The organism is Micromonospora sp. NPDC047793 (genome assembly GCF_040642635.1).
Taxonomy (GTDB): Bacteria; Actinomycetota; Actinomycetes; order Mycobacteriales; family Micromonosporaceae; genus Micromonospora.
Genome location: NZ_JBEYSG010000004.1, coordinates 232,797 through 250,718 on the forward strand (window position 1 = coordinate 232,797; position 17,922 = coordinate 250,718).

The following is a 17,922-nucleotide window of genomic DNA, read 5'->3' on the forward strand; positions in this document are numbered from 1 at the left end:
ACCGACGAATGAGATTCCCGCGCCGTTGGTGCGGGAGGAAGGAACTCGCCATGGAGCGACTTCAGGGTAAGACCGCGCTGGTCACGGGCGGAGCAATGGGAATGGGAGCGGCAACCGTACGCCGGTTCGTGACGGAGGGCGCCAACGTGGTCATCGCCGACGTCAACCGCACCGTGGCGGAGGCGCTCGCCGCGGAACTCGGGCCGCAGGCCGTCGCCGAGAGACTCGACGTCCGGTCGGCAGAGGAGTGGGCAGCCCTCGTCGGGCGGACGGAGGAGCGCTTCGGCTCCGTCGACATCCTGGTCAACAACGCCGGCATCGCCGACCCCGCTCCACTGGAGCAGTGGGACGCTGCGCGGTTGCAGCGCACGTTGGACGTCAACCTGATCGGTGTCTTCAACGGCATCCAGGCCGTCGTCCCGGCGATGAAGCGGGCCGGCGGCGGATCGATCGTCAACATCGGCTCCGTCGGCGCTCTCCAGGGCGTGCCGAGGATGTCCGGCTACGTGGTGTCGAAGTGGGGCGTACGGGGCCTGACCAAGACCGCCGCGCTGGAGTTGGGCGTCCACGGGATCCGTGTGAACGCGGTGCACCCCGGCCAGATCCAGACGCCGATGACCGAAGGCGTCACGTTCGACACGAGCAACGTCGCGCTCGGCCGGGTCGGGCAGCCGGACGACATCGCCCGGATCGTTCTCTTCTTCGCCAGCGACGACTCGGCGTTCGTCACCGGCAGCGAGGTGGCGGGCGACGGTGGGCAGATCGCCGGCCCGGCCGACTACCAGGGTCTGCCGCAATGACGGGCACGCCACACCCGAGGGTGGGAGAGGGGTGCGGCCTCAGGTGAACCGGCGGACCTGATCGCGGCGGTGGCCCCAGACGGTGAGTCCGGCGAGGACCGTGATCCAGACCGCGAGCATCACCAGTGACAGTGGCCCGACGGACTCCCCGGTGAGCGCGACCAGCACCAGGTCGGTCGCGCCCCGGGTGGGTACGAAGGGTGCGATCTGCTCGATGATCTTCGGCGTGTCCGCGTCGTCGAAGAACATCCCGCCGGCCACCGCCAGCGGCAGGAAGCCGACGCTGTTGGCGATGGCGGCCACCCGCATCGACATCAGGTAGCCCATCGCCAGCCCCAGCAGGGTGAAGGTCACCACCGCGACCATCAGCGCCCCCGCCGCCAGCAGTACCCGTGACGGCGGAGCCGAGGCGGCGGTGAACACGCCGGCCACCAGCAGGATCGGGATGACCGCCGCGGCGACGACCGCCAGCCCGACCAGCAGATAGCCGGACATCTGCGGCCCGATTCCACCGGGCAGGGTGCGCAGATAGTTTCCCCAGGCCGACTCCCGCTGCGCCGCGATCGCCACGCTGAAGTGACCGACACAGGCCATGAGCACCCCGAACACCACCAGGGTCGCGGTGGCCGAGGTGATCGCCACCGGGTCCTGGCCGATGAAGGGTACGACGAAGAACACCATGACTCCGACCGGAACCAGTGCCACGGTCAGGAACATGGTGGGCGTCCGGATGGTGTCGGCGAGGTTCCGCCGCGTGTAGGTCATGGTCAAGGAGGACATCGAACGGCCTTTCCGGTCAGGTGGTCCGCCGATCGCCGGTGATCGCCAGGAAGGCGTCCTCCAGCGAGGCGGATTCGATCTCGATGTCGGTGAAGGACGCGCCGGCGGTCACCAGTTCCCGGACCAGCGCGGCGGCATCGTTGGTGAGCAGATGGGCGCGGTCGTCGTCCGGCTCGATCGAGGCGACTCCGCTGAGTGCGGGCAGCACCGGGTCGGTCAGTGTGACCCGCTTGAGCCGTACCCGGCCACGGATCTCGGCGATACCGCCGTCGGCGATGACCCGGCCCTGGTCCATCACCACCACCCGGTCGGCCAGGGCCTCCACCTCCTCGATGTAGTGGCTGGTCAGCAGCACGGCTCCACCGTCGGCGTGGAAGGACCGGATGCCGTCCCACAACGCCCGCCGGGCGTCCACGTCGAGACCGGTGGTGGGTTCGTCCAGGAACACCAGCCGGGGCCGCCCGGCGAAGGCCAGCGCGACCGCGACCCGCCGCTGCTGTCCGCCGGAAAGACCGCCGGCCTGCCGGTCGGCCAACGAGGTGAGGTCGAAGCGGTCGAGTAGTTCGGCCCGGTCGACCGGATCGGGGAAGTGCGCCGAGACGAAGTCCACCAGTTCGGCGACCCGCCAGGTCTCCGGGAGCCCGGTCTCCTGCGGCGTCACGCCGATCATGCGGCGGGTCGACTCGCTGCGCGGGTCACCGCCGCACAGCTCGACACTGCCGGAACTGGGCCGGAGCAGGCCGGTCATGACGTTGATCAGGGTGGACTTTCCGGCACCGTTGGGGCCCAGCAGTCCGAGTACCTGCCCGGCCGGGATGTCCAGGGACACACCGTCGAGCGCGGCCTTGTCGTGGTAGCGGCGGGTGAGGTCGCGTACGTGGGCGAGGACGGTCATGCGGCGGCCTCCGGGACCTGTCGGTGCGGGTCGGACATGATCGACGGAAGGTCGGGGAAGGCGAACGGGCTCGGCTCACCGTGCGGTACGACCGGCCACGCCTGCCCGGTCCCGCCGCGTGTCAGCACCAGCTCGGCGACCTCGGCGACCCGTCCGGGAGACAGGACGGCCACTCCCAGGTCGCTGATGAAGGGGACCGCCTCCCCCAGGATCGGGGTGTCGACGAAGGTGGGGCACAGCGCGTTGACGGTGACGCCCCGGGCGGCCACGATCGGCGCGACGGAGCGGACCAGCCCGATCACCGCGTGTTTGGTGGCGGCGTAGAGCGGGTTCATCGGGCTCTCGCTCAGGCCGGCCAGGCTGGAGGTGGCCAGGATCGCGCCGGATCCCTGCGCGGTGAACACCCCCAGAGCGGCGTGCAGCCCGTAGACCACCCCGTCGAGGTTGACCGAGACCAGGTCGCGGTAGTGCTCGGGCCGGAAATCGTCGGTGAAGCTGCCCTGTTCACCGATTCCGGCGTTCAGCACGGCGACGTCGAGGCGGCCGAAGTGCGTGGTCGCGGCCTGGACGGCGGCGATGTTGTCGGCCAGCCGGGCGACGTCGGTACGCACGAAGGCGCCGGCAACCTCCCGGGCGACCGCTTCCCCGGCCGGATCGACGTCGGCGATGACGACGCGGGCGCCGCCGGCCGCGAAGCGACGGGCGATGGCCGCACCGATTCCGCTGGCGCCACCGGTGACGAGTGCGACTGTGCCGTCGAGGGGGTTCATGTCTTCTCCGTGCGGGACGGGACCGGCCGGGTGGCGTGGTCGATGGCGGTGGTGATCTCCCGCACGTAACGGTCGATGTCGAGGGCGGGATCGCGGGAGAGCGCGGTGGGCACGGCGTCGATCACGCCGCGCACGATCCGGGCCATGACGGTGACGTCGAAGTCCCGGAAGTCGCCGCATTCCTGCCCGGCCGTCAACAGGTGCTCCAGCGGCAACAGCAGTTGCCGGTCGAATTCGGCGGGGTCGGCGTCGGACACATCGGCCAGGCCGCCGCTGGTGAGGATCTCGACGAGGGCGATCATCCGGGCCGGGTGGACGCGCATGTATCCCAGGTTCGAACTGATGTAGGCCCGTAGTTGGCCTGCCGGTGTGGTCTCGGCATCGATCACCGGTGCCATGGACGCTGCGGCGTCGGCGTAGACGGTGGTGACGACCTGCGTGATCAGTTCGGACTTCCCCGCGAAGTGGTACGAGATCAGCCCACGGCTGATACCCGCCCGGGCACCGATCTTGCCCATCGACGCGCGGTGATAGCCGACCTCGGCGATGGTCTCCACGGCGGCGTTCACGATCTGCGCCCGCCGCGCCTCCTCGATGAAGGAGCGTGGCTGGCCGTCGTGATCAGGATTTGGCACCATGGCCAAAATTTAGCACGCACTGCCAACGGCCCGTCAGTGCAGCCAGTTCCGCCGGGATCTGTGGGTCGCTCCGAGGACCGCGCGCCCGCCGCGCGGGCGAGTTGTGCGTAGGTCGGGTGCCGGGATGCCGCTCAGGGTGCGGTGTGACGGAGGCCGTCGACGACGAGCGTCAGGACCTGGTCCGCATTGGTGCGGAAGCTCGGGTGGTCGTAGGCCGCGCAGATGCCGTTGATGGCGATCATGACGGCGTCGGCGCTCACGTCGTCGCGGATGGATCCGGCCTCGGCGGCGTCGGTCAGGAGGTCGGCGATGACCTGGTGCAGGGCCTGGGCGCCCTCGGCCAGGGTCTCCGAGCGGGTCGTCATGAGCGTCGCGAGGGTGCGGGCGAGACCCTCGTGGGCGTCCAGGTGGGCTACGAAGCCGCGCAGGAAGGACTCCAGCGCCTCGTCGGCGGGGAGGGCGGCGTGCAGCTCGCGGGCGCGGTCGCACAGTGCGGCGAGTTCTTCGCGGTAGACCGCCTCGGCCAGGGCCTCCCGGGTGGGGAAGTGGCGGTAGAGCGTGCCGGTGCCCACGCCGGCCAGCTTGGCGAAGTCGTCGAAGCGCAGGTTGAAGCAGTTCTTGGCGAAGAGTTCGCGGGCCTTGGCGATCAGGGCTTCGCGGTTGCGGCGGGCGTCGGCGCGGAGCGGCTTGGCGTCGGTCACGTGAGGTCCCAGGTTGACAAGTGGAGACTGTCTCCATATTTTTGGAAGTGGAGGCAATCTCCAATTATAGGGTACGAGGTGGCGCGTGAAGATCTTGATGTTCGGCCGGGGCGTTGTCGGTGCAGCCTATGGGTGGGCCCTGGAACGGGCCGGGCACCATGTCGAGTTCTACGTCCGGCCGGGGCGTGCGGCGACGTACGGGGACACGATCGACGTTGATCTGCTGGACGCGCGACGGCGGCCGTGGGGGAAGCGGGTCGTGGAAAAGTGGCCGGTGCGCCTCCGCGAGTCGCTGGAGCCGGACCATGACTTCGACCTGATCGTGCTGAGTGTGCAGCACTACGGCTTCGCCGAGGCGGCGGCATTCCTGGGGCCACGCGTGGGCGGGGCCACCGTGCTCGTCTTCAACAACCTGTGGGTCGAGCCGCTCACCGCGATCGAGCATCTCCCCACCGAGCAGGTGGCCTGGGGCTTTCCCGGCGCCGGCGGCGGGTTCGGCGACGACGGGGTGCTGCGGGCGTCCCTGCTGCCGATGGTCTTCCTCGGTACGCTCGACCGGCCGCCGACCGAGCGGGAGCGGGCCGTCCGCGAGGTGTTTCGCGGGGCCGGGTTCCGGACCCAGGAGAACTCCGACTTCCGGGGCTGGCTGGCGGTCCACTTCGTCCAGAACGCGGGTCTGCACACGCAGAGCCTGCGGCGGGGTTCCCTGTCCACGCTGACGCGGGGCGACATGCGCGAAGCGATCCTCGCCGTCCGCGAGCTGCTACCGCTGGTCGAGGCGCGGGGCGTCGACCTGCGGCGGCATCGGTCCTCGCTGCTGCCGTTCACCGGACCCGTCTGGCTGGCCGCGCCGGCACTCGCCTGGATGATGGGCCGATTCCCGCCGGCGCGCAGGGTGACGACGGCGCACGCCAACCCCGAGGAGTTGCGCGCGGTCTGCCGCGACACGCTGGCGGAGGCGCGCCGGCTCGGCATACGGGTGCCCCGCCTGGAGGCGGCCGAGCCCTACTTCACCGACGCGACGACGGCGGGAACGGCGGCGGCTGCGTAGTCGGTGCATGTAAGGAGGGGTCCCCTGCTAACGCCTGGTGTATAGCAGGGGACCCCTCCTTACATGCGACGCCGCGCGTCACCGAGTCTGGAGCCGCCTACGCCGGCTGCGTTCCTTGCGTCGGCTGCGCCGGCTGCGGATCCGGTTGGAACGCCACGTCGGTGACGTCGGCGACCAACTCGGTGAAGTCGGTGCCGTAGGCGGCCGGCTCGATGATGCGCAGCACCAGCGCGAACGGCCGGTCGGCGCCGTAGGTGCGGGCCAGCTCCGGGTGGTGCGTGCTCAGGTAGCGGGCGGCGGCGAGGTTGCTGCCTGCGGTCAGGCCGCCGATGAAGAACACCGGGCGACCACCCACCGGACCCCAGAACCGGGCGAGCAGGACGTAACTGGTCTCCGGGCGGTAGACGTACTCGGTGCCGCCGACCGTGAACGACCTCCGACGCTTCTCCTCGTCGAAGATCTCGTACGTCACGCCACGGAGGATCGCGCGTACGTGCGTGACGCTGCGCGGGCTGGCACCGCCGGGGCCGCCGACGCAGAACTCGGTCAGCCGGCCGATCTCCCCGGTCGGCTGGTCCTCGCCGACCCGGTCCGCGTGCGCGCCGCATTCCCGGGCGATGGTGGCCAGCTCCACCAGTGCGGCGACGTCGCGGCGGTGGACGCTGAACTCGCGCGGCGACGACGCGTGCCGGGAGACCACCAGGAGGCAGCTCGCTCCGGCGGTCAGGCCGAAGAACGCCCGTGCCCGGTTCAGCTTGCGCCGACGTAACAGAAACCCCGAGAGCCAGACCACCGTACCGGCGATGACGCTCGCCAGCAGATTGATCACAAGGTCACCCACGCCTCGATCATGTCCGATGCCGTCATGCCGGGCGTCAGCGGCGGGGTAGCACGCCGAGGAGGGTCGCGGTCAGTGCCAGCCTCAGGGAGTCCCGTAGCTCCATGTGGAAGCGGGCCAGGTCGGGTTCGGCCTGGTAGGCCGCCTCCAGGCTGGGCGGCGGTGTGCTGTACGCCGACAGCGCGCCGGCCATGACCATGGTCTGCAGGCTGAACAGCGTGGCGGTCTCGCCCAACTCCGGCAGACGCTTCTCGATCAGGGCGGTCATGGTGGCCAGGTGCGCCTTCGAGGCGCGCTTGTGGCGCAGGGCGACCTCGACGGAGACGTTGTGTTCCAGGACGGCGACCTGTGCGCCGAAGAGGTCGCAGAGCACCACTCGGGCGGCCAGTGAGCGGCTGAGGACCTCGGCCACCGCCGTCGCCCGCTCGGCCATGGGCAGGTCGTCGTCGACCGAGTCGGCCAACTCGCCGGCCAGGTCGGCAAGCCACTCCTGGAGGTGGCGGTCCAGCAGTTCGAGCAGCACCGCCTCGCGGGACTCGAAGTAGCGCAGCACGTTCGGCTTCGCCAGACCCACCCGGCGACTCAGCTCGTTCAGGGTGACCGAGGCCACGGGCATCTCGTCGAGCATCGCCGACGCCGCGTCGAGGATCGCCCGTCGGCGGATCTCGCGCTGCTCCTCGGTCCGCGCCCGCTGGAAGGTCACGATCGCCAGCCTAGCTTAGGTACCTCCGGTACGTTGACAACGTACCGCGAGTACTTTAGCGTCGTCGTTACAAAGTACCTCCGGTACCTAAAACGATGGGGAGCCTCGCATGAGCGAGAAGTGGACGACGGCGAACATCCCGGACCAGCGCGGGCGGGTCGCCGTGGTGACCGGCGCCAACACCGGACTGGGGTACGAGACCGCGAAGGCGCTCGCCGCACGCGGCGCGTCCGTGGTGCTCGCCGTACGCGACGTGACGAAGGGCCAGCAGGCCGCAGCGGGGATCGCCGGGGACGTGACCGTGCAGGCACTGGACCTGACCTCGCTCGACTCCGTCCGGAGCGCAGCGGGGGAGCTACGGTCCCGACTCGACCGGATCGACCTGCTGATCAACAACGCTGGCGTGATGTACACCCCGAAGCAGACCACCCGCGACGGCTTCGAGCTGCAGTTCGGCACCAACCACCTCGGGCACTTCGCGCTCACCGGGCTGCTGCTGGACCTGATGCGGCCGGTGCCCGGCTCACGGGTGGTGACGGTCAGCAGTGTCGGCCACCGCATCCGGGCCGACATCCACTTCGACGACCTGCACTGGGAGCGGTCGTACGGCCGGGTCGCCGCCTACGGACAGTCCAAGCTCGCCAACCTCCTGTTCACCTACGAGTTGCAGCGCCGCCTCGCCCCGCACGGCACCACCGTCGCGGTCGCCGCGCACCCCGGCATGTCCAGCACCGAACTCGCCCGCAACAGCCCGGCGGCACTCCGGCTCCCACTCACCTGGCTCGCCCCGCTGATCACCCAGTCACCGGCGATGGGCGCGCTGCCGACCCTGCGCGCCGCCACCGACCCCGCCGTGCTCGGCGGCCAGTACTACGGCCCCGGCGGACGCAACGAGGTCATGGGCCACCCCCGACTGGTCACCTCCAGCCCGAAGTCCTACGAGGTGGCCGTCCAGAAGCGACTCTGGGCCGTCTCCGAAGACCTCACCGGAGTCACGTTACCGGCCGTCGAACCTCCGCAGAAGTCGCCCATCGTCGGCCTGCGCGCTGCCTGAGAACGGTCAGGAGTCGCGGGTGGCGTCCAGCGTCGGGGTGTGGACCTGGTCGCAGGCGGCGAGCAGCGTACCGAGACGGCGACGCGCGTCGGTCACCAGCGGATCGCCCTCGCGGCGCAGCACGCGTACCGCCGTCGCGGTGGCCTCGGCCGCCCAGACGGTGAGCTGCGCCGCGGCGAAGGCGTCGGCGATCGCCAGCAATCCGGCGCCGTCCTCGGCGGCGCAGGCCCGCGCGTGCCGGGCCAACAGCGGCGACAGGGTCTCGTCGGTACGCTCGGCCAGCTCGGAGAGGCGTTGGGCCACCGAACGCCGTGCGCCGTCGGCGCAGGTCGGGCCGATCAGGGTGGCCGCCTGGCCCAGTCGGGTCAGGTCGTGCAGGGCCAGCACCTCGTACCCGGTCATCCCGTCGGAACGCAGCCGGTCGGCCAACGCGACCAGGTGCCTGACGGCGGCGGGTAGGTCGCCCGTGGCGGCGATCGTCCCGCCACGGGCCAACTCCAGCCAGGGATAGAACACCGCGATGCACGGGGAGTACGAACGGTCTGCCGCCGTCATCGCCGCGAGAGCCGTGTCGGCGTCGCCGCGCCAGGCCGCCACCTGTGCCCGCTCGCCGTGCGCGAGACTGCCGTAGAGCCGGCTGGTGGCCAGCATCGCGCCGGCCGTGTCGCTGAAGGTGACGGCCTGGTCGGTCCGCCCCCGGAGCCGTGCGGCGTAGGACTGGAGGACGGTCAGGAAGCCGCTGCCGAGCCGCAGGCCGCCGGAGCTGACCAGGTCGGCGAACTCGTCGGCGGCGATCGCGTCGATGCCGGCCAGGTCGCAGGTGAGCGCCAGCCGGGCGGCCCGGCTCGACTCCACCATCGCCTGGAGGTAGGGCACGTCTGCTCGCCAACCGGCGACGTCCGCCTCCACCTGGGCGACCGCGTCGGCGTTGCGGCGGAACAGACCGCGTGTCGCGTCGACGTAGGCGACCACGCACCGGGCCAGGCCACGGGCACCCGGACCGGACGCCGGGCGGGCCAGCACCGACTGGCTCAACCGCAGTGCGGCGGCGATCTCCATCCGGTGCATCCGCATGAGCGCCTCGAAGGCCCAGACCCGCGCCTGGTGGCCGGGATCCGTCAGCGTGACGGCCGCCTCGGCCAGGCTGTCGACGGTGGACTCCGCACCGAGGCTCCAGTACGTCACCATGCCCCGCACCGTCAGCCAACGGCTCCGACGCCGCTCGTCGACCAGATCGTCCCGGACCCGGTCGAGCACCTGGAGTGCCTCGTGGGGGCGCTCGCAGAGCATCAGGACGGTGGCGAGCAACTCGGCGGCGTCGTAACCACCACCGGCGTGCAGCGCCGCCTGCGCCAGTTGGACCGTCAGCGGTACGTCGTAGCGGGCGAACGCCTGCGCGGCACCGCCGAGCAGGAGGCGGGGATCCTGTGCGGAGCCCGCGCCGAGCCGCCACAGGGCGGCCCGCAGCAGGTCACCCGGGCGGCGGGCACCGGTGGCCTGCACCAACTCGGCCAGCTCGGTCTGCAACTGCCGCGTCCGGGCCGGCGGGCAGCGGCGGCGCAGCAGATCCCCGTACAGCGGATGGGTCAGCTGGACGTCGACCCGCCGGTCCCGCCGGACGATCGCGATCAGGCCGTGTTCCTCGGCCTGCCTGATGTCGTCGGCATGTGTCGCCGTGGTGAGCAGCCGCAGGCCGAGTTGCTCGCTCAGGGCGACCAATTCCACCACCTTGCGGACGCCGGGAGTGAGGTGGTCGATCCGGGTGCCGATCACGTCCGTCACGTCGAGCGGTCGCGTCGAGTCGCCGTTCCACTGCCACAGCCCGCCGGAACACGCCCACTCGCCACTGCCCGTCGTGCTGCGGAGCAACTCGTGGAGGAGCAGCGGGTTGCCGACCGACAGGCGGAGCATCCGGTCGATCGACCCCGTGTCAGCCGGCCCGCCGAGGACGTCCGCGAGCAACTCGGTGGTCTCGTCCCGGCCGAACGGGGTCAACTCGACGCGCTCGACCAGATCGTCGACGCAGAGGGGCCGCAGCGGCAACGGCACCTGCTCCCCGTCGTGCACCGTCCCGAGCAGGACGACGTCCTCCTGCCGGGCGAGCACGTGCACCAGTGCCGCCGACGGCGGGTCGAGCAGATGGGCGTCGTCGATGGTGAGCACGATCGCCCGGCCCATGGCCTGCTCGTGCACCGAGTCCACCACCCACCGCAGCACCCCGGCGGGGGTGAGCCCGGCCGGCTGCGCGACGGGCAGCACCTGGGCCAGACCGCCGAAGGGCAGGGCCGTACTCGGATGGCCGGCGGCGATGGGCAGGACGACGTACCGGCTCGCGGGAAGCTTCCCCACGGCCTCGCGCACCAGCCGACTCTTGCCGACACCGGCGTCGCCGCTGAAGAGGACGCCACGCCGGCCGATCCCTTCCACCACCGCTCGCAGGTGCGTGAGCTCACCGGTTCGGCCGACGAAACTTCCCCGATCCACCGAGGCATCGTATCGACGCGGACCCCGACCCGATGTCGCACACCGTGTGCGTCGAGATCGGATGACGTCGGCTACCCGCGAGTCGCGGCAGCCACTCTCGTTTGCATCCACCGTGCTCCGCGTGACGGTGAGCGGGCGTACGGATCAGCCGAACTGGTTAGGCTGACCGCCTTTAGGCTGGCCGGCGGAGGCATCGAGATGTGGCGGGTTCTGCTCGGGCTGGTGTTCGGCGTCCTGCTGATCGTGATCGGGACGGCCCTCGCCAGCGATTACCGCGGCGTTACGACGAAGCACGTGGACCTCTCGACGCGGTTTATCCGTCCGCTCAATCCTTTCCGGTCGTCTGACGACCGATTCGTCCGTCGCCGCGCTCGCTTCGTCCTGCTCGACAGGTTCATCGGTGCACTGATCGTGCTGGCCGGTGTGGGTGGGCTGGTGGCTGCCGTACACCTGCTGCTCGGTGAGTACCGCTAGCTCGGCGAAACGTCGCCCACGAGCCGGCCTCAGCTCTCGGGTCGGCCCGCGCTGATGATTTGGTGCGTACCTGTGGACCGGGCTCTACACTGGATGCAGCTAGAAGGGGAGTACCCCTCCGCTCGGTACCCGCCTAAGGCGCCAGCACAGGCAGCGCGCCCGGGGCCGAGAGCCCGGCAACGGGCTGGGGGAGACCTTCGGCCGACCTACCCTGGTCGAGCCGAGGTCGCTGAGACCCCATCGCTCGACCCGAGCGATGGGAGTGTCTTCGATGGGGATCACCATCGGGATCGTGGCCTGGGTCCTTGTGCCCGTACTAGCTCTTGTTGCCCGCGTCGTCATCGTGTTGATAGCTCTTCGCGGCACGAAGCCGAGCGAGCGCCCGGCAATCCTGCGGGCCCTGGCAGTTCTCCTGCCCTTGACTGGGCATACCGTTCCGAGGGACAACCACCGTGTCGAAGGGGGCGTCCGCACCCCTCGAAGCGGGGGGTGTCCCGGTCCCGACCAGGTCTCGTAGGGTGCGCTCACACGTACCTGGAGGAGTTGGGCTCGATGGGATCGAAGCGCAGGCGGGCCTGGGTGGGGCTGACGGCGGCGGCGGTGGCTGTCGTCGTACTCGGTGTCGGCATCGGCGCCGCCGGCGCGAGCGGCCGACAGCCCTGGTGGGGCCTCGGGCAGCAGGCCACGCCCACGCCGAGCGTGACCCCGGGCGACGCCCCGACCTCCGATGCGTCGTCGGCCCTGGGCGCGCCGGTGAGCGCCGGGCCGACCACGGCGGTGCCGTCGGCGAGTACGTCCCCGAGCGTGCCCGCGACCACGCCGTCGCCCTCGCGGACCCCGTCGGCCTCCGGCAGCCCGGCCGCGTCCGTCCCCGCGACGACGCCGCCGTCGGGTGACCGCACCACCGCGCCGACGTGGGCGCCGCCGCCCGCCGATGCCGGGTTCGACTACCAGATCGGCGGGGTGTACGCGCCGCCGTCCGGCGTCACCGTGGTCAGCCGCGACCTGGAGGCGTCGCCGGCCGCCGGGCTGTACAACATCTGTTACGTCAACGCCTTCCAGGCGCAGCCGGGCGCGGAGTCGTGGTGGAAGACCAACCACCCGGACCTGTTGCTGCGGGACGCGCAGGGCAACCTCGTGGTCGACGAGGACTGGGACGAGCTGATGCTGGACTTCTCGACCGCCGCCAAGCGGACCGCGTTGACCACGATCGTGGGCGGGTGGATCGACCGGTGCGCCAGTAAGGGGTTCAAGGCGATCGAGCCGGACAACCTGGATTCGTTCACCCGGTCCAAGGGGCTGCTGACCGAGTCGCAGGCGGTCGCGTACGCGGCGTCGCTGAGCGCGTACGCGCACGGCAAGGGTTTGGCCGTGGCGCAGAAGAACCTCGCGGAGCTGAGCACCTCGAACGCCCGCAAGGCCGGGTTCGACTTCGCCGTCGCCGAGGAGTGCGGCACGTGGAACGAGTGTGACGCGTACACCCGCACCTACGGCGCCAACGTGATCGTGATCGAGTACACCGAGAGCGGCTTCACCAAGGCGTGCGGGTCGCACGGCAGTCGGCTCTCGATCGTGCTGCGCGACCTCGCCGTGTCGGCACCCGGTTCCCGCACGTACGTCCGCAAGGCGTGCTGAGCGGGGTCCTCAGCTTCCGGCCACCACCTGGATGACGCTCTCGCCACCGACCGCGTTCCCCTGGTCGGCCATGGAGCTGATCAGGTTGTAGTAGCCGGGGCCGGCGTCCGGGGCGATCGCGATGGTGCTGACCGGCCGCCGGTCGGGCGCGTCGGCGGGGCGCACCGGCTCGGCCGGGTAGGTGACCAGCCCGGGGACGGTGAGCGTGCCCATCGCGTGCGCGGTGAGCTGCTCGACCGACTCGAACGGGCCGATCAGGTGGGCGGTCAGCTCGACGCCGGGCCCGGGAGTCGGCGTGACCGGCGGGTCGTCGGGCGACTCGACGATCCAGTTCAGGGTGAAGGTCTGCCCCGGCTGGTACAGCTTCTCGACGTCTGCGGCCTCACAGCAGGAGTAGGTGACCGTCGACGCCACGACCTCCTCCACCGGGCTGGCCACGCAAGCGGCCAGGAGCGGAAGCAGGAGGGCCAGCGGCCACGCGCGGTAAGCCTTCATGCGCCGGATCGTATGCCCCGGTCGCAACCCCTGACCTCGACGTTCGCGCCAGGAGCGGTGGCGAGCACGGCTCGGCCGCCGCCGGGGTCGGCGGCGGCCTGCCGTCGTCGTCTGTGGTGCTGGTCGGGTCAGCCGTTGTCGATCAGGCCGGCGATCTCGTTGTAGATCAGGTGCGCTTTCGCGCCCTGGTTGGAGGGGCAGCCGCCGAGGTGGTGCAGGGCGATCACCCGGTGGCTGCTGTTCAGCACCGGCGAGCCGGAGTTGCCGCCGGAGGTGTCGCAGCTGTAGCTGATGTTCCAGGTGTTGTAGTTCGCGTTCCGGACGGTGCAGCGTGCGCCGTTCTGGGCGTCCTCGAAGATGGACAGGCGCTTCGGGCTGCCGTCACCGTGGCCGGGGATGTACATCTGGGTGCCGGTGGTGGTGGCGGTCGTCGCCAGGTAGAGCGTGCCGAAGCCCTGGATGGCCGCGAAGTTGTTCACCGAGAACAGGGCGTAGTCGAGCTGGTTGGAACCGCCGCTGCTGACCCGGTAGAGCGTGGCGCCGCTGACCTTGGTGCCGGCGCCGGGGTTGGCACCGCCGCAGGTGCCGCACTGGTAGTTGAACTGCATCTCGCTGCCGCTGACCGCCGACTGCGTCGAGAAGCAGTGCTTGTTGGTCAGCATCCGGTTGGTGTTGCCGACCCGCCAGGTGGTGCACATGCCGCCGCCGCTGATCAGCAGGCGGGCCACGGCGTTGCCCCGGGCGAACTCGGTCGGGTGGCTGTTCTGGTAGCAGACCACGTCGCGGCGGGCGTCGGTGCTGCACACGGACTGGGTGGAGAAGTTGTGCGCGGCGATCTCGGTGCGGTCGTAACCGCGCCAGAACCGGTCGATGGTGGCGGCGCTGCTCCGGGTGGCGCGGGTGCTGTGCAGCGTCACCACCGCGGTGTCGCCCTCGACGGACATGGCCCAGAAGCCCGGCCGCCCGTCGGTGGTGTAGTCCGCGCCGGTCGCCCGGTTCAGGTGCCGGTCGTACCGGTAGCTCTCCCGGCCGTCGGGGCTGGAGACGGTGACGTACTCGCCGGGGCCGAGTCGCAGCGAGGCGAAGTGCACCTTGACGTAGGTGGCGCCGGGGTGGTGGATGACCTGGGTCCGGCCGTCACGGGCGTACGACAGCGCGCTGTCGACGGTGCGCAGCTCGCCGACGGTCGTCACGCCCTCGGCCACGAACTGGTCGGACTCGGGGGCGCGCTCGGACTGCGGCGCGAGAGGTGGCGCCGAGTACGCCTCGGCGGGTGCCGACAGCAGGCTCAGCCCGAGCGTGCAGGCGCTGAGCATGACCGCCAGCGTGCGCAGACGGCGCGGGGCGTGTGTCATCGTCGCTCCTCCCAGGAGACCGGAACCTTAACGATTGCTCAGTCTTCATACACGAGCTGCGGCAACACATGCAAGGATGTCGATATCTTCTCGATGTCGACGGGCGCGTCGTCAGACTGTCCCGGACAGGTAGTCCTTCCGTCGCTGCGGCGGGAACTTCTCGATCGCGTACCGCAGCATGACCCTCGGCATCGCCCGGTAGTGGCGGGCCAGGAACTCCTCCTCCGCCGCCGCGTCCCGGTTGCCCACCTCGCGCAGCATCCATCCGACCGCCTTGTGCACCAGGTCGTGCGGGTCGCGCAGGAGTCGCTCGGCGAGCCGGAACGTCCACGCGAAGTCGTCGGCCTTGATGAACGCGAGAGTGGCCATCACGGCGATCCGCCGGTCCCAGACCAGGGGTGATCCGGCCAGCCGCTCCAGGACGTCGCGGTCCTTGTCGAGCAGCCACGGCCCGAGGACGTACGGCGCGCAGGAGTCCACCAGGTCCCAGTTGTTCAGGTGACCGGTGTGCGTCAGGACCAGCTCGACGATCCGACCGCGTTCCGGCTCGTCGGCCCCGCCGAACTTGCGCACCAGGATGAAGATCGCGGTCAGCCGCTCCTCGTGCACGTCGCTGCTGAGCAGCGTGGCGGTGTCGGCCAGGGCGAGTCCGCGCCAGTGCCGACCGGCGACCCGGCGCTGCTGCGGCACGGTGACCCCGATGGCGCGGTCGCCCTCGCCGTACCCACCCGGGAACATCTGGAGGTACCGGCTCACACCGGCGGCGCGGGCCGGGTCGGCGAGTTGGGCGAGGTCGTGCCGGACGTCGGCGGCGGTGGTGGCCATGACTCGGCAACCTACCGCGAGCGGTGTCCGGTGTGGTCGTGGCGCGTAGTCGTGGCGCGGCGACGTTTCGAATCCGTCACGCAGTTCTGTCGGGCGTTGCGGGAAAGTGCTGGGTAGGTGAATTCCAAGAATGCGTCGCCCTGTGACGTCCACCATGTTGACAGTTTCCGGTGGCGCTCGATTCACGTCGCTTCACGAGTCGATTCACGTCCTCCGTTTCGGCAGTGACCTCGCTATTCACGTCGGTGTGCCGGAATGGGATCACACGTGGTTCTGGATCATTGTTGGCCGACGCTGTCCGAACGGTATTGTCGCTGACACTTTCCCGTAACCCCGCACCTCGGCGGATTCGCTAACTTCAGCGTCGCCCGGCAGGGGGCCGGGAAAGTAATCGGGGAGAGGGCGCATGCGCAGAAAACTGATCCGGCAATTACTCGCCGGTATCGCGGTGGGGGCGTTGCTGGTGCCGGTCGTGGTGTCGCCGGCCTCGGCGGCACCCGTGTCGCAGGTGCAGTCGTCGCAGGTGCGGTGGGAGCCCTGTGAGCAGGATGGCGCTGCCCTCTGTGGCACGCTCGACGTGCCGGTGAACTGGGCCGATCCGTCCGGACCGACGATCGAGTTGGCGCTGGCCAAACGACCGGCGACCGACCCTGAGGCGCGGCGCGGATCGCTGCTGGTGAACCCGGGTGGTCCGGGTGGGTCGGGCGTGGACTCCGCGTTGTGGGCGACCTACGGCGACGAATTGCGTCGTCATTTCGACATCATCGGTTTCGACCCGCGTGGAGTGGCCCGCAGTGCGCCTGTCATGTGCGCGGTCGACAAGATCTCGGCGTTGCCGGCGGGCGCCATCCGGACGTCCGCCGACTTTACCCGAATGGTCACCGCGAGTCGGGCGCTGGCCGACGACTGCCGCTCCCGGAGCGGGCCGGTATTCGATCACGTGAACACGCTCCAGGTGATCCGGGACATCGACGCGATCCGGGTCGCCGTGGGTGACCCGCAGTTGAATTTCCTCGGAATGTCGTACGGCACGCTGATGGCCCAGCAGTACGCCGAACTGTTCCCCACCCGGGTACGCGCCATCGTCGCCGACAGCACCATGGACCACAGCCTGGACGCCCGGGGTTTCGCGGTCACCCAGGCGGCCACCGGGCAGGACTCGTTCAACGAGTTCGTGGCCGGCTGCTCCCGGTTGCCGCAGTGCGCGCTGCACGGGCGGGACATCCGGGGGTTCTGGCGGCGGCTGCTCGACCGTGCCGGACGGGGTGAACTGCCGGACCCGGACGACCACAGCTACAAGATCACTAAGCGGGATCTGGTCAACTTCGTGCTGGGCAACGTGAACTACCAGCCGTACTGGCTCGACATCGCCGCCGAACTGGAGCGGGTCGACGCCGGCCGTCCCTGGGGCGTACCGGCGGCCCGCCAGTCGACCGAGGAGCAGCCGCCGACCGTGGTGCCCTTCGCGTACCAGGCGGTGCTCTGCGAGGACTGGAACCTCGGAGCGCAGAACATCGGGCAGTGGCGGTCGATCGTCGACGCGGCCCAGCTCGCCTCGCCGGACCTGCCGGACCTGCCCCGGGCGGCCATCGGTGCCATCTGCCTCGGCTGGCCCAGCACGGCGGACAACCCACAGCGGCCGGTCGCCCCGACCAACCAGGCCAAGCTCCTCTTCGTCAACTCGTTGCACGACCCGGCGACCGGCTACAACTGGGCGCTCGGTGCCACCGCACAGTTCGGTGACCACGCCGAGTTGCTCACCTACGAGGGCTGGGGGCACATCGTCTACGGCCGGGTGGCCTGCGCCGACGAGGCGATCGAGGCGTACCTGATCGACCTCGTGGTGCCGGCGGACGGTACGCGGTGCGCGGCAGCACCGCCGCCGGGCACCGAGTCCGACCAGGCCCGTGGCCGGTCTGCGGGTCCGTCAGCCGAGGTACCGCCCCTGGCGCCGCTGCGCGGCGCACCGGCGCTGCCGACCTGGCTCTTCTGACGCAAGGAGGGGTCCCCTGCTAACGCCTCGTGCATAGCAGGGGACCCCTCCTAACATCCGTCAGCGGTGCAGGTGCCGCCGCCAGTCGCGGGGGACCCGGTCGGTGGGGCCGGGCACGCCCTGGTCGAGAGGGCGGTGAGCGGGGGCGGCAAGTTCCGGACCCTGCTCGTACATCGTCTCCGCGGCGTAGTCCCAGAACCATGCCTCGCCCGGCTCGTAACTGCGGACGACATTGTGGCCGGTTGCGGCGGCGTGGGCGCTGGCGTGCTGGCTCGGCGACGAGTCGCAGCAGCCGACCTGCCCGCACTTGGCGCAGCGCCGCAGGTGGACCCACCAGCCCGGTGGGTCCGCGGCCTCGCAGTCGGCGCATCCCGGGCCGCTGGGTGGGACCGAGGGGTCGATGCCGTCCATGGGTTTCCTCCGTGAGAAGT

At 70.5% G+C, this 17,922-nt stretch carries 18 protein-coding genes; 6 read left to right on the top strand and 12 right to left on the bottom strand.

The genetic code is table 11. The annotated features are described in order from the left end of the window. The first annotated feature begins 50 nt into the window (after positions 1-50). Entirely contained in the window at positions 51-800 is a 750-nt protein-coding gene (locus ABZ738_RS11200) for a glucose 1-dehydrogenase (RefSeq protein WP_357212473.1), read from the top strand. A 39-nt stretch (positions 801-839) separates the two neighbouring features. Here ABZ738_RS11200 and ABZ738_RS11205 read toward each other — a convergent pair whose 3' ends face one another. The 5 genes from ABZ738_RS11205 to ABZ738_RS11225 all read right to left on the bottom strand — a co-directional run bounded on the left by ABZ738_RS11205 (position 840) and on the right by ABZ738_RS11225 (position 4,584). Next, positions 840-1,565, bottom strand: a complete 726-nt coding sequence (locus ABZ738_RS11205) for an ABC transporter permease (protein WP_357212475.1) — start codon at positions 1,563-1,565, stop codon at positions 840-842. 31 nt (positions 1,566-1,596) lie between these two features. Further along, positions 1,597-2,475, bottom strand: coding sequence for an ABC transporter ATP-binding protein (locus tag ABZ738_RS11210; protein WP_357212477.1), 879 nt, complete (start codon positions 2,473-2,475; stop codon positions 1,597-1,599). Next, entirely contained in the window at positions 2,472-3,245 is a 774-nt protein-coding gene (locus ABZ738_RS11215; RefSeq protein ID WP_357212479.1) for an SDR family oxidoreductase, read from the bottom strand. Before ABZ738_RS11215 ends, ABZ738_RS11210 begins: the two co-directional genes overlap by 4 nt. Next, positions 3,242-3,883 (bottom strand): TetR/AcrR family transcriptional regulator, encoded by a 642-nt coding sequence (locus ABZ738_RS11220; protein WP_357212481.1) that lies wholly within the window; start codon positions 3,881-3,883, stop codon positions 3,242-3,244. The genes ABZ738_RS11215 and ABZ738_RS11220 overlap by 4 nt, the downstream gene beginning before the upstream one ends. Before the next feature lie 131 nt (positions 3,884-4,014). After that, positions 4,015-4,584 carry a TetR/AcrR family transcriptional regulator gene (locus ABZ738_RS11225; protein WP_176093850.1) on the bottom strand — a complete coding sequence of 190 codons (570 nt, stop codon included), beginning with the start codon at positions 4,582-4,584 and terminating at the stop codon, positions 4,015-4,017. Positions 4,585-4,669: 85 nt separating this feature from the next. Here ABZ738_RS11225 and ABZ738_RS11230 point away from each other — a divergent pair, with 85 nt between their 5' ends. After that, on the top strand, positions 4,670-5,635 hold the full coding sequence (locus tag ABZ738_RS11230; RefSeq protein WP_131051222.1) for a 2-dehydropantoate 2-reductase N-terminal domain-containing protein: 966 nt from the start codon (positions 4,670-4,672) through the stop codon (positions 5,633-5,635). 97 nt (positions 5,636-5,732) lie between these two features. Here the strand turns inward: ABZ738_RS11230 and ABZ738_RS11235 are convergent, their stop codons facing one another. Both ABZ738_RS11235 and ABZ738_RS11240 read right to left on the bottom strand, forming a co-directional pair. Then, a complete protein-coding gene (locus ABZ738_RS11235; protein ID WP_357212484.1) occupies positions 5,733-6,476 on the bottom strand; it encodes a hypothetical protein in 744 nt (247 codons plus the stop codon). Between the two features lie 34 nt (positions 6,477-6,510). Then, complete coding sequence (locus ABZ738_RS11240) at positions 6,511-7,176, bottom strand: TetR/AcrR family transcriptional regulator (RefSeq protein ID WP_176093853.1); 666 nt, start codon at positions 7,174-7,176, stop codon at positions 6,511-6,513. 109 nt (positions 7,177-7,285) lie between these two features. Here ABZ738_RS11240 and ABZ738_RS11245 point away from each other — a divergent pair, with 109 nt between their 5' ends. Then, complete coding sequence (locus ABZ738_RS11245) at positions 7,286-8,230, top strand: SDR family NAD(P)-dependent oxidoreductase (protein WP_357212486.1); 945 nt, start codon at positions 7,286-7,288, stop codon at positions 8,228-8,230. A gap of 6 nt (positions 8,231-8,236) precedes the next feature. On the opposite strand, the gene ABZ738_RS11250 is transcribed toward ABZ738_RS11245, so the two are convergent. Continuing rightward, the gene (locus ABZ738_RS11250) at positions 8,237-10,714 is read right to left on the bottom strand and encodes an AAA family ATPase (protein WP_357212488.1); all 2,478 of its coding nucleotides are present in this window, start codon (positions 10,712-10,714) and stop codon (positions 8,237-8,239) included. Positions 10,715-10,912: 198 nt separating this feature from the next. Between ABZ738_RS11250 and ABZ738_RS11255 the strand changes: the two genes are divergently transcribed. Together ABZ738_RS11255 and ABZ738_RS11260 are read left to right on the top strand one after the other, a co-directional pair. Then, the gene (locus tag ABZ738_RS11255; protein ID WP_357212490.1) at positions 10,913-11,188 is read left to right on the top strand and encodes a hypothetical protein; all 276 of its coding nucleotides are present in this window, start codon (positions 10,913-10,915) and stop codon (positions 11,186-11,188) included. 552 nt (positions 11,189-11,740) lie between these two features. After that, positions 11,741-12,823 (top strand): endo alpha-1,4 polygalactosaminidase, encoded by a 1,083-nt coding sequence (locus ABZ738_RS11260; RefSeq protein ID WP_357212492.1) that lies wholly within the window; start codon positions 11,741-11,743, stop codon positions 12,821-12,823. 9 nt (positions 12,824-12,832) lie between these two features. Here ABZ738_RS11260 and ABZ738_RS11265 read toward each other — a convergent pair whose 3' ends face one another. From ABZ738_RS11265 to ABZ738_RS11275, 3 genes are all read right to left on the bottom strand, one after another. Next, the gene (locus ABZ738_RS11265) at positions 12,833-13,318 is read right to left on the bottom strand and encodes a hypothetical protein (protein ID WP_236145554.1); all 486 of its coding nucleotides are present in this window, start codon (positions 13,316-13,318) and stop codon (positions 12,833-12,835) included. Positions 13,319-13,446: 128 nt separating this feature from the next. Beyond that, positions 13,447-14,673, bottom strand: a complete 1,227-nt coding sequence (locus ABZ738_RS11270; RefSeq protein ID WP_131051230.1) for a serine protease — start codon at positions 14,671-14,673, stop codon at positions 13,447-13,449. Positions 14,674-14,784: 111 nt separating this feature from the next. After that, a complete protein-coding gene (locus tag ABZ738_RS11275) occupies positions 14,785-15,498 on the bottom strand; it encodes a DNA alkylation repair protein (RefSeq protein ID WP_357212495.1) in 714 nt (237 codons plus the stop codon). Positions 15,499-15,904: 406 nt separating this feature from the next. Here ABZ738_RS11275 and ABZ738_RS11280 point away from each other — a divergent pair, with 406 nt between their 5' ends. Next, positions 15,905-17,491 (top strand): alpha/beta fold hydrolase, encoded by a 1,587-nt coding sequence (locus ABZ738_RS11280; protein WP_357212497.1) that lies wholly within the window; start codon positions 15,905-15,907, stop codon positions 17,489-17,491. Positions 17,492-17,551: 60 nt separating this feature from the next. On the opposite strand, the gene ABZ738_RS11285 is transcribed toward ABZ738_RS11280, so the two are convergent. After that, positions 17,552-17,902: a UBP-type zinc finger domain-containing protein gene (locus ABZ738_RS11285; RefSeq protein WP_357212499.1), complete on the bottom strand. Its 351-nt coding sequence runs from the start codon at positions 17,900-17,902 to the stop codon at positions 17,552-17,554. Positions 17,903-17,922 lie beyond the last annotated feature (20 nt).

What these genes read in the sequence shown, in the direction of transcription:
- ABZ738_RS11200 (WP_357212473.1), top strand. Translation starts at nt 51, where the DNA reads ATGGAGCGACTTCAGGGTAAGACCGCGCTGGTCACGGGCGGAGCAATG.
- ABZ738_RS11205 (WP_357212475.1), bottom strand. Translation starts at nt 1,565, where the DNA reads ATGACCTACACGCGGCGGAACCTCGCCGACACCATCCGGACGCCCACC.
- ABZ738_RS11210 (WP_357212477.1), bottom strand. Translation starts at nt 2,475, where the DNA reads ATGACCGTCCTCGCCCACGTACGCGACCTCACCCGCCGCTACCACGAC.
- ABZ738_RS11215 (WP_357212479.1), bottom strand. Translation starts at nt 3,245, where the DNA reads ATGAACCCCCTCGACGGCACAGTCGCACTCGTCACCGGTGGCGCCAGC.
- ABZ738_RS11220 (WP_357212481.1), bottom strand. Translation starts at nt 3,883, where the DNA reads ATGGTGCCAAATCCTGATCACGACGGCCAGCCACGCTCCTTCATCGAG.
- ABZ738_RS11245 (WP_357212486.1), top strand. Translation starts at nt 7,286, where the DNA reads ATGAGCGAGAAGTGGACGACGGCGAACATCCCGGACCAGCGCGGGCGG.
- ABZ738_RS11255 (WP_357212490.1), top strand. Translation starts at nt 10,913, where the DNA reads ATGTGGCGGGTTCTGCTCGGGCTGGTGTTCGGCGTCCTGCTGATCGTG.
- ABZ738_RS11260 (WP_357212492.1), top strand. Translation starts at nt 11,741, where the DNA reads ATGGGATCGAAGCGCAGGCGGGCCTGGGTGGGGCTGACGGCGGCGGCG.
- ABZ738_RS11265 (WP_236145554.1), bottom strand. Translation starts at nt 13,318, where the DNA reads ATGAAGGCTTACCGCGCGTGGCCGCTGGCCCTCCTGCTTCCGCTCCTG.
- ABZ738_RS11270 (WP_131051230.1), bottom strand. Translation starts at nt 14,673, where the DNA reads ATGACACACGCCCCGCGCCGTCTGCGCACGCTGGCGGTCATGCTCAGC.
- ABZ738_RS11275 (WP_357212495.1), bottom strand. Translation starts at nt 15,498, where the DNA reads ATGGCCACCACCGCCGCCGACGTCCGGCACGACCTCGCCCAACTCGCC.
- ABZ738_RS11280 (WP_357212497.1), top strand. Translation starts at nt 15,905, where the DNA reads ATGCGCAGAAAACTGATCCGGCAATTACTCGCCGGTATCGCGGTGGGG.
- ABZ738_RS11285 (WP_357212499.1), bottom strand. Translation starts at nt 17,902, where the DNA reads ATGGACGGCATCGACCCCTCGGTCCCACCCAGCGGCCCGGGATGCGCC.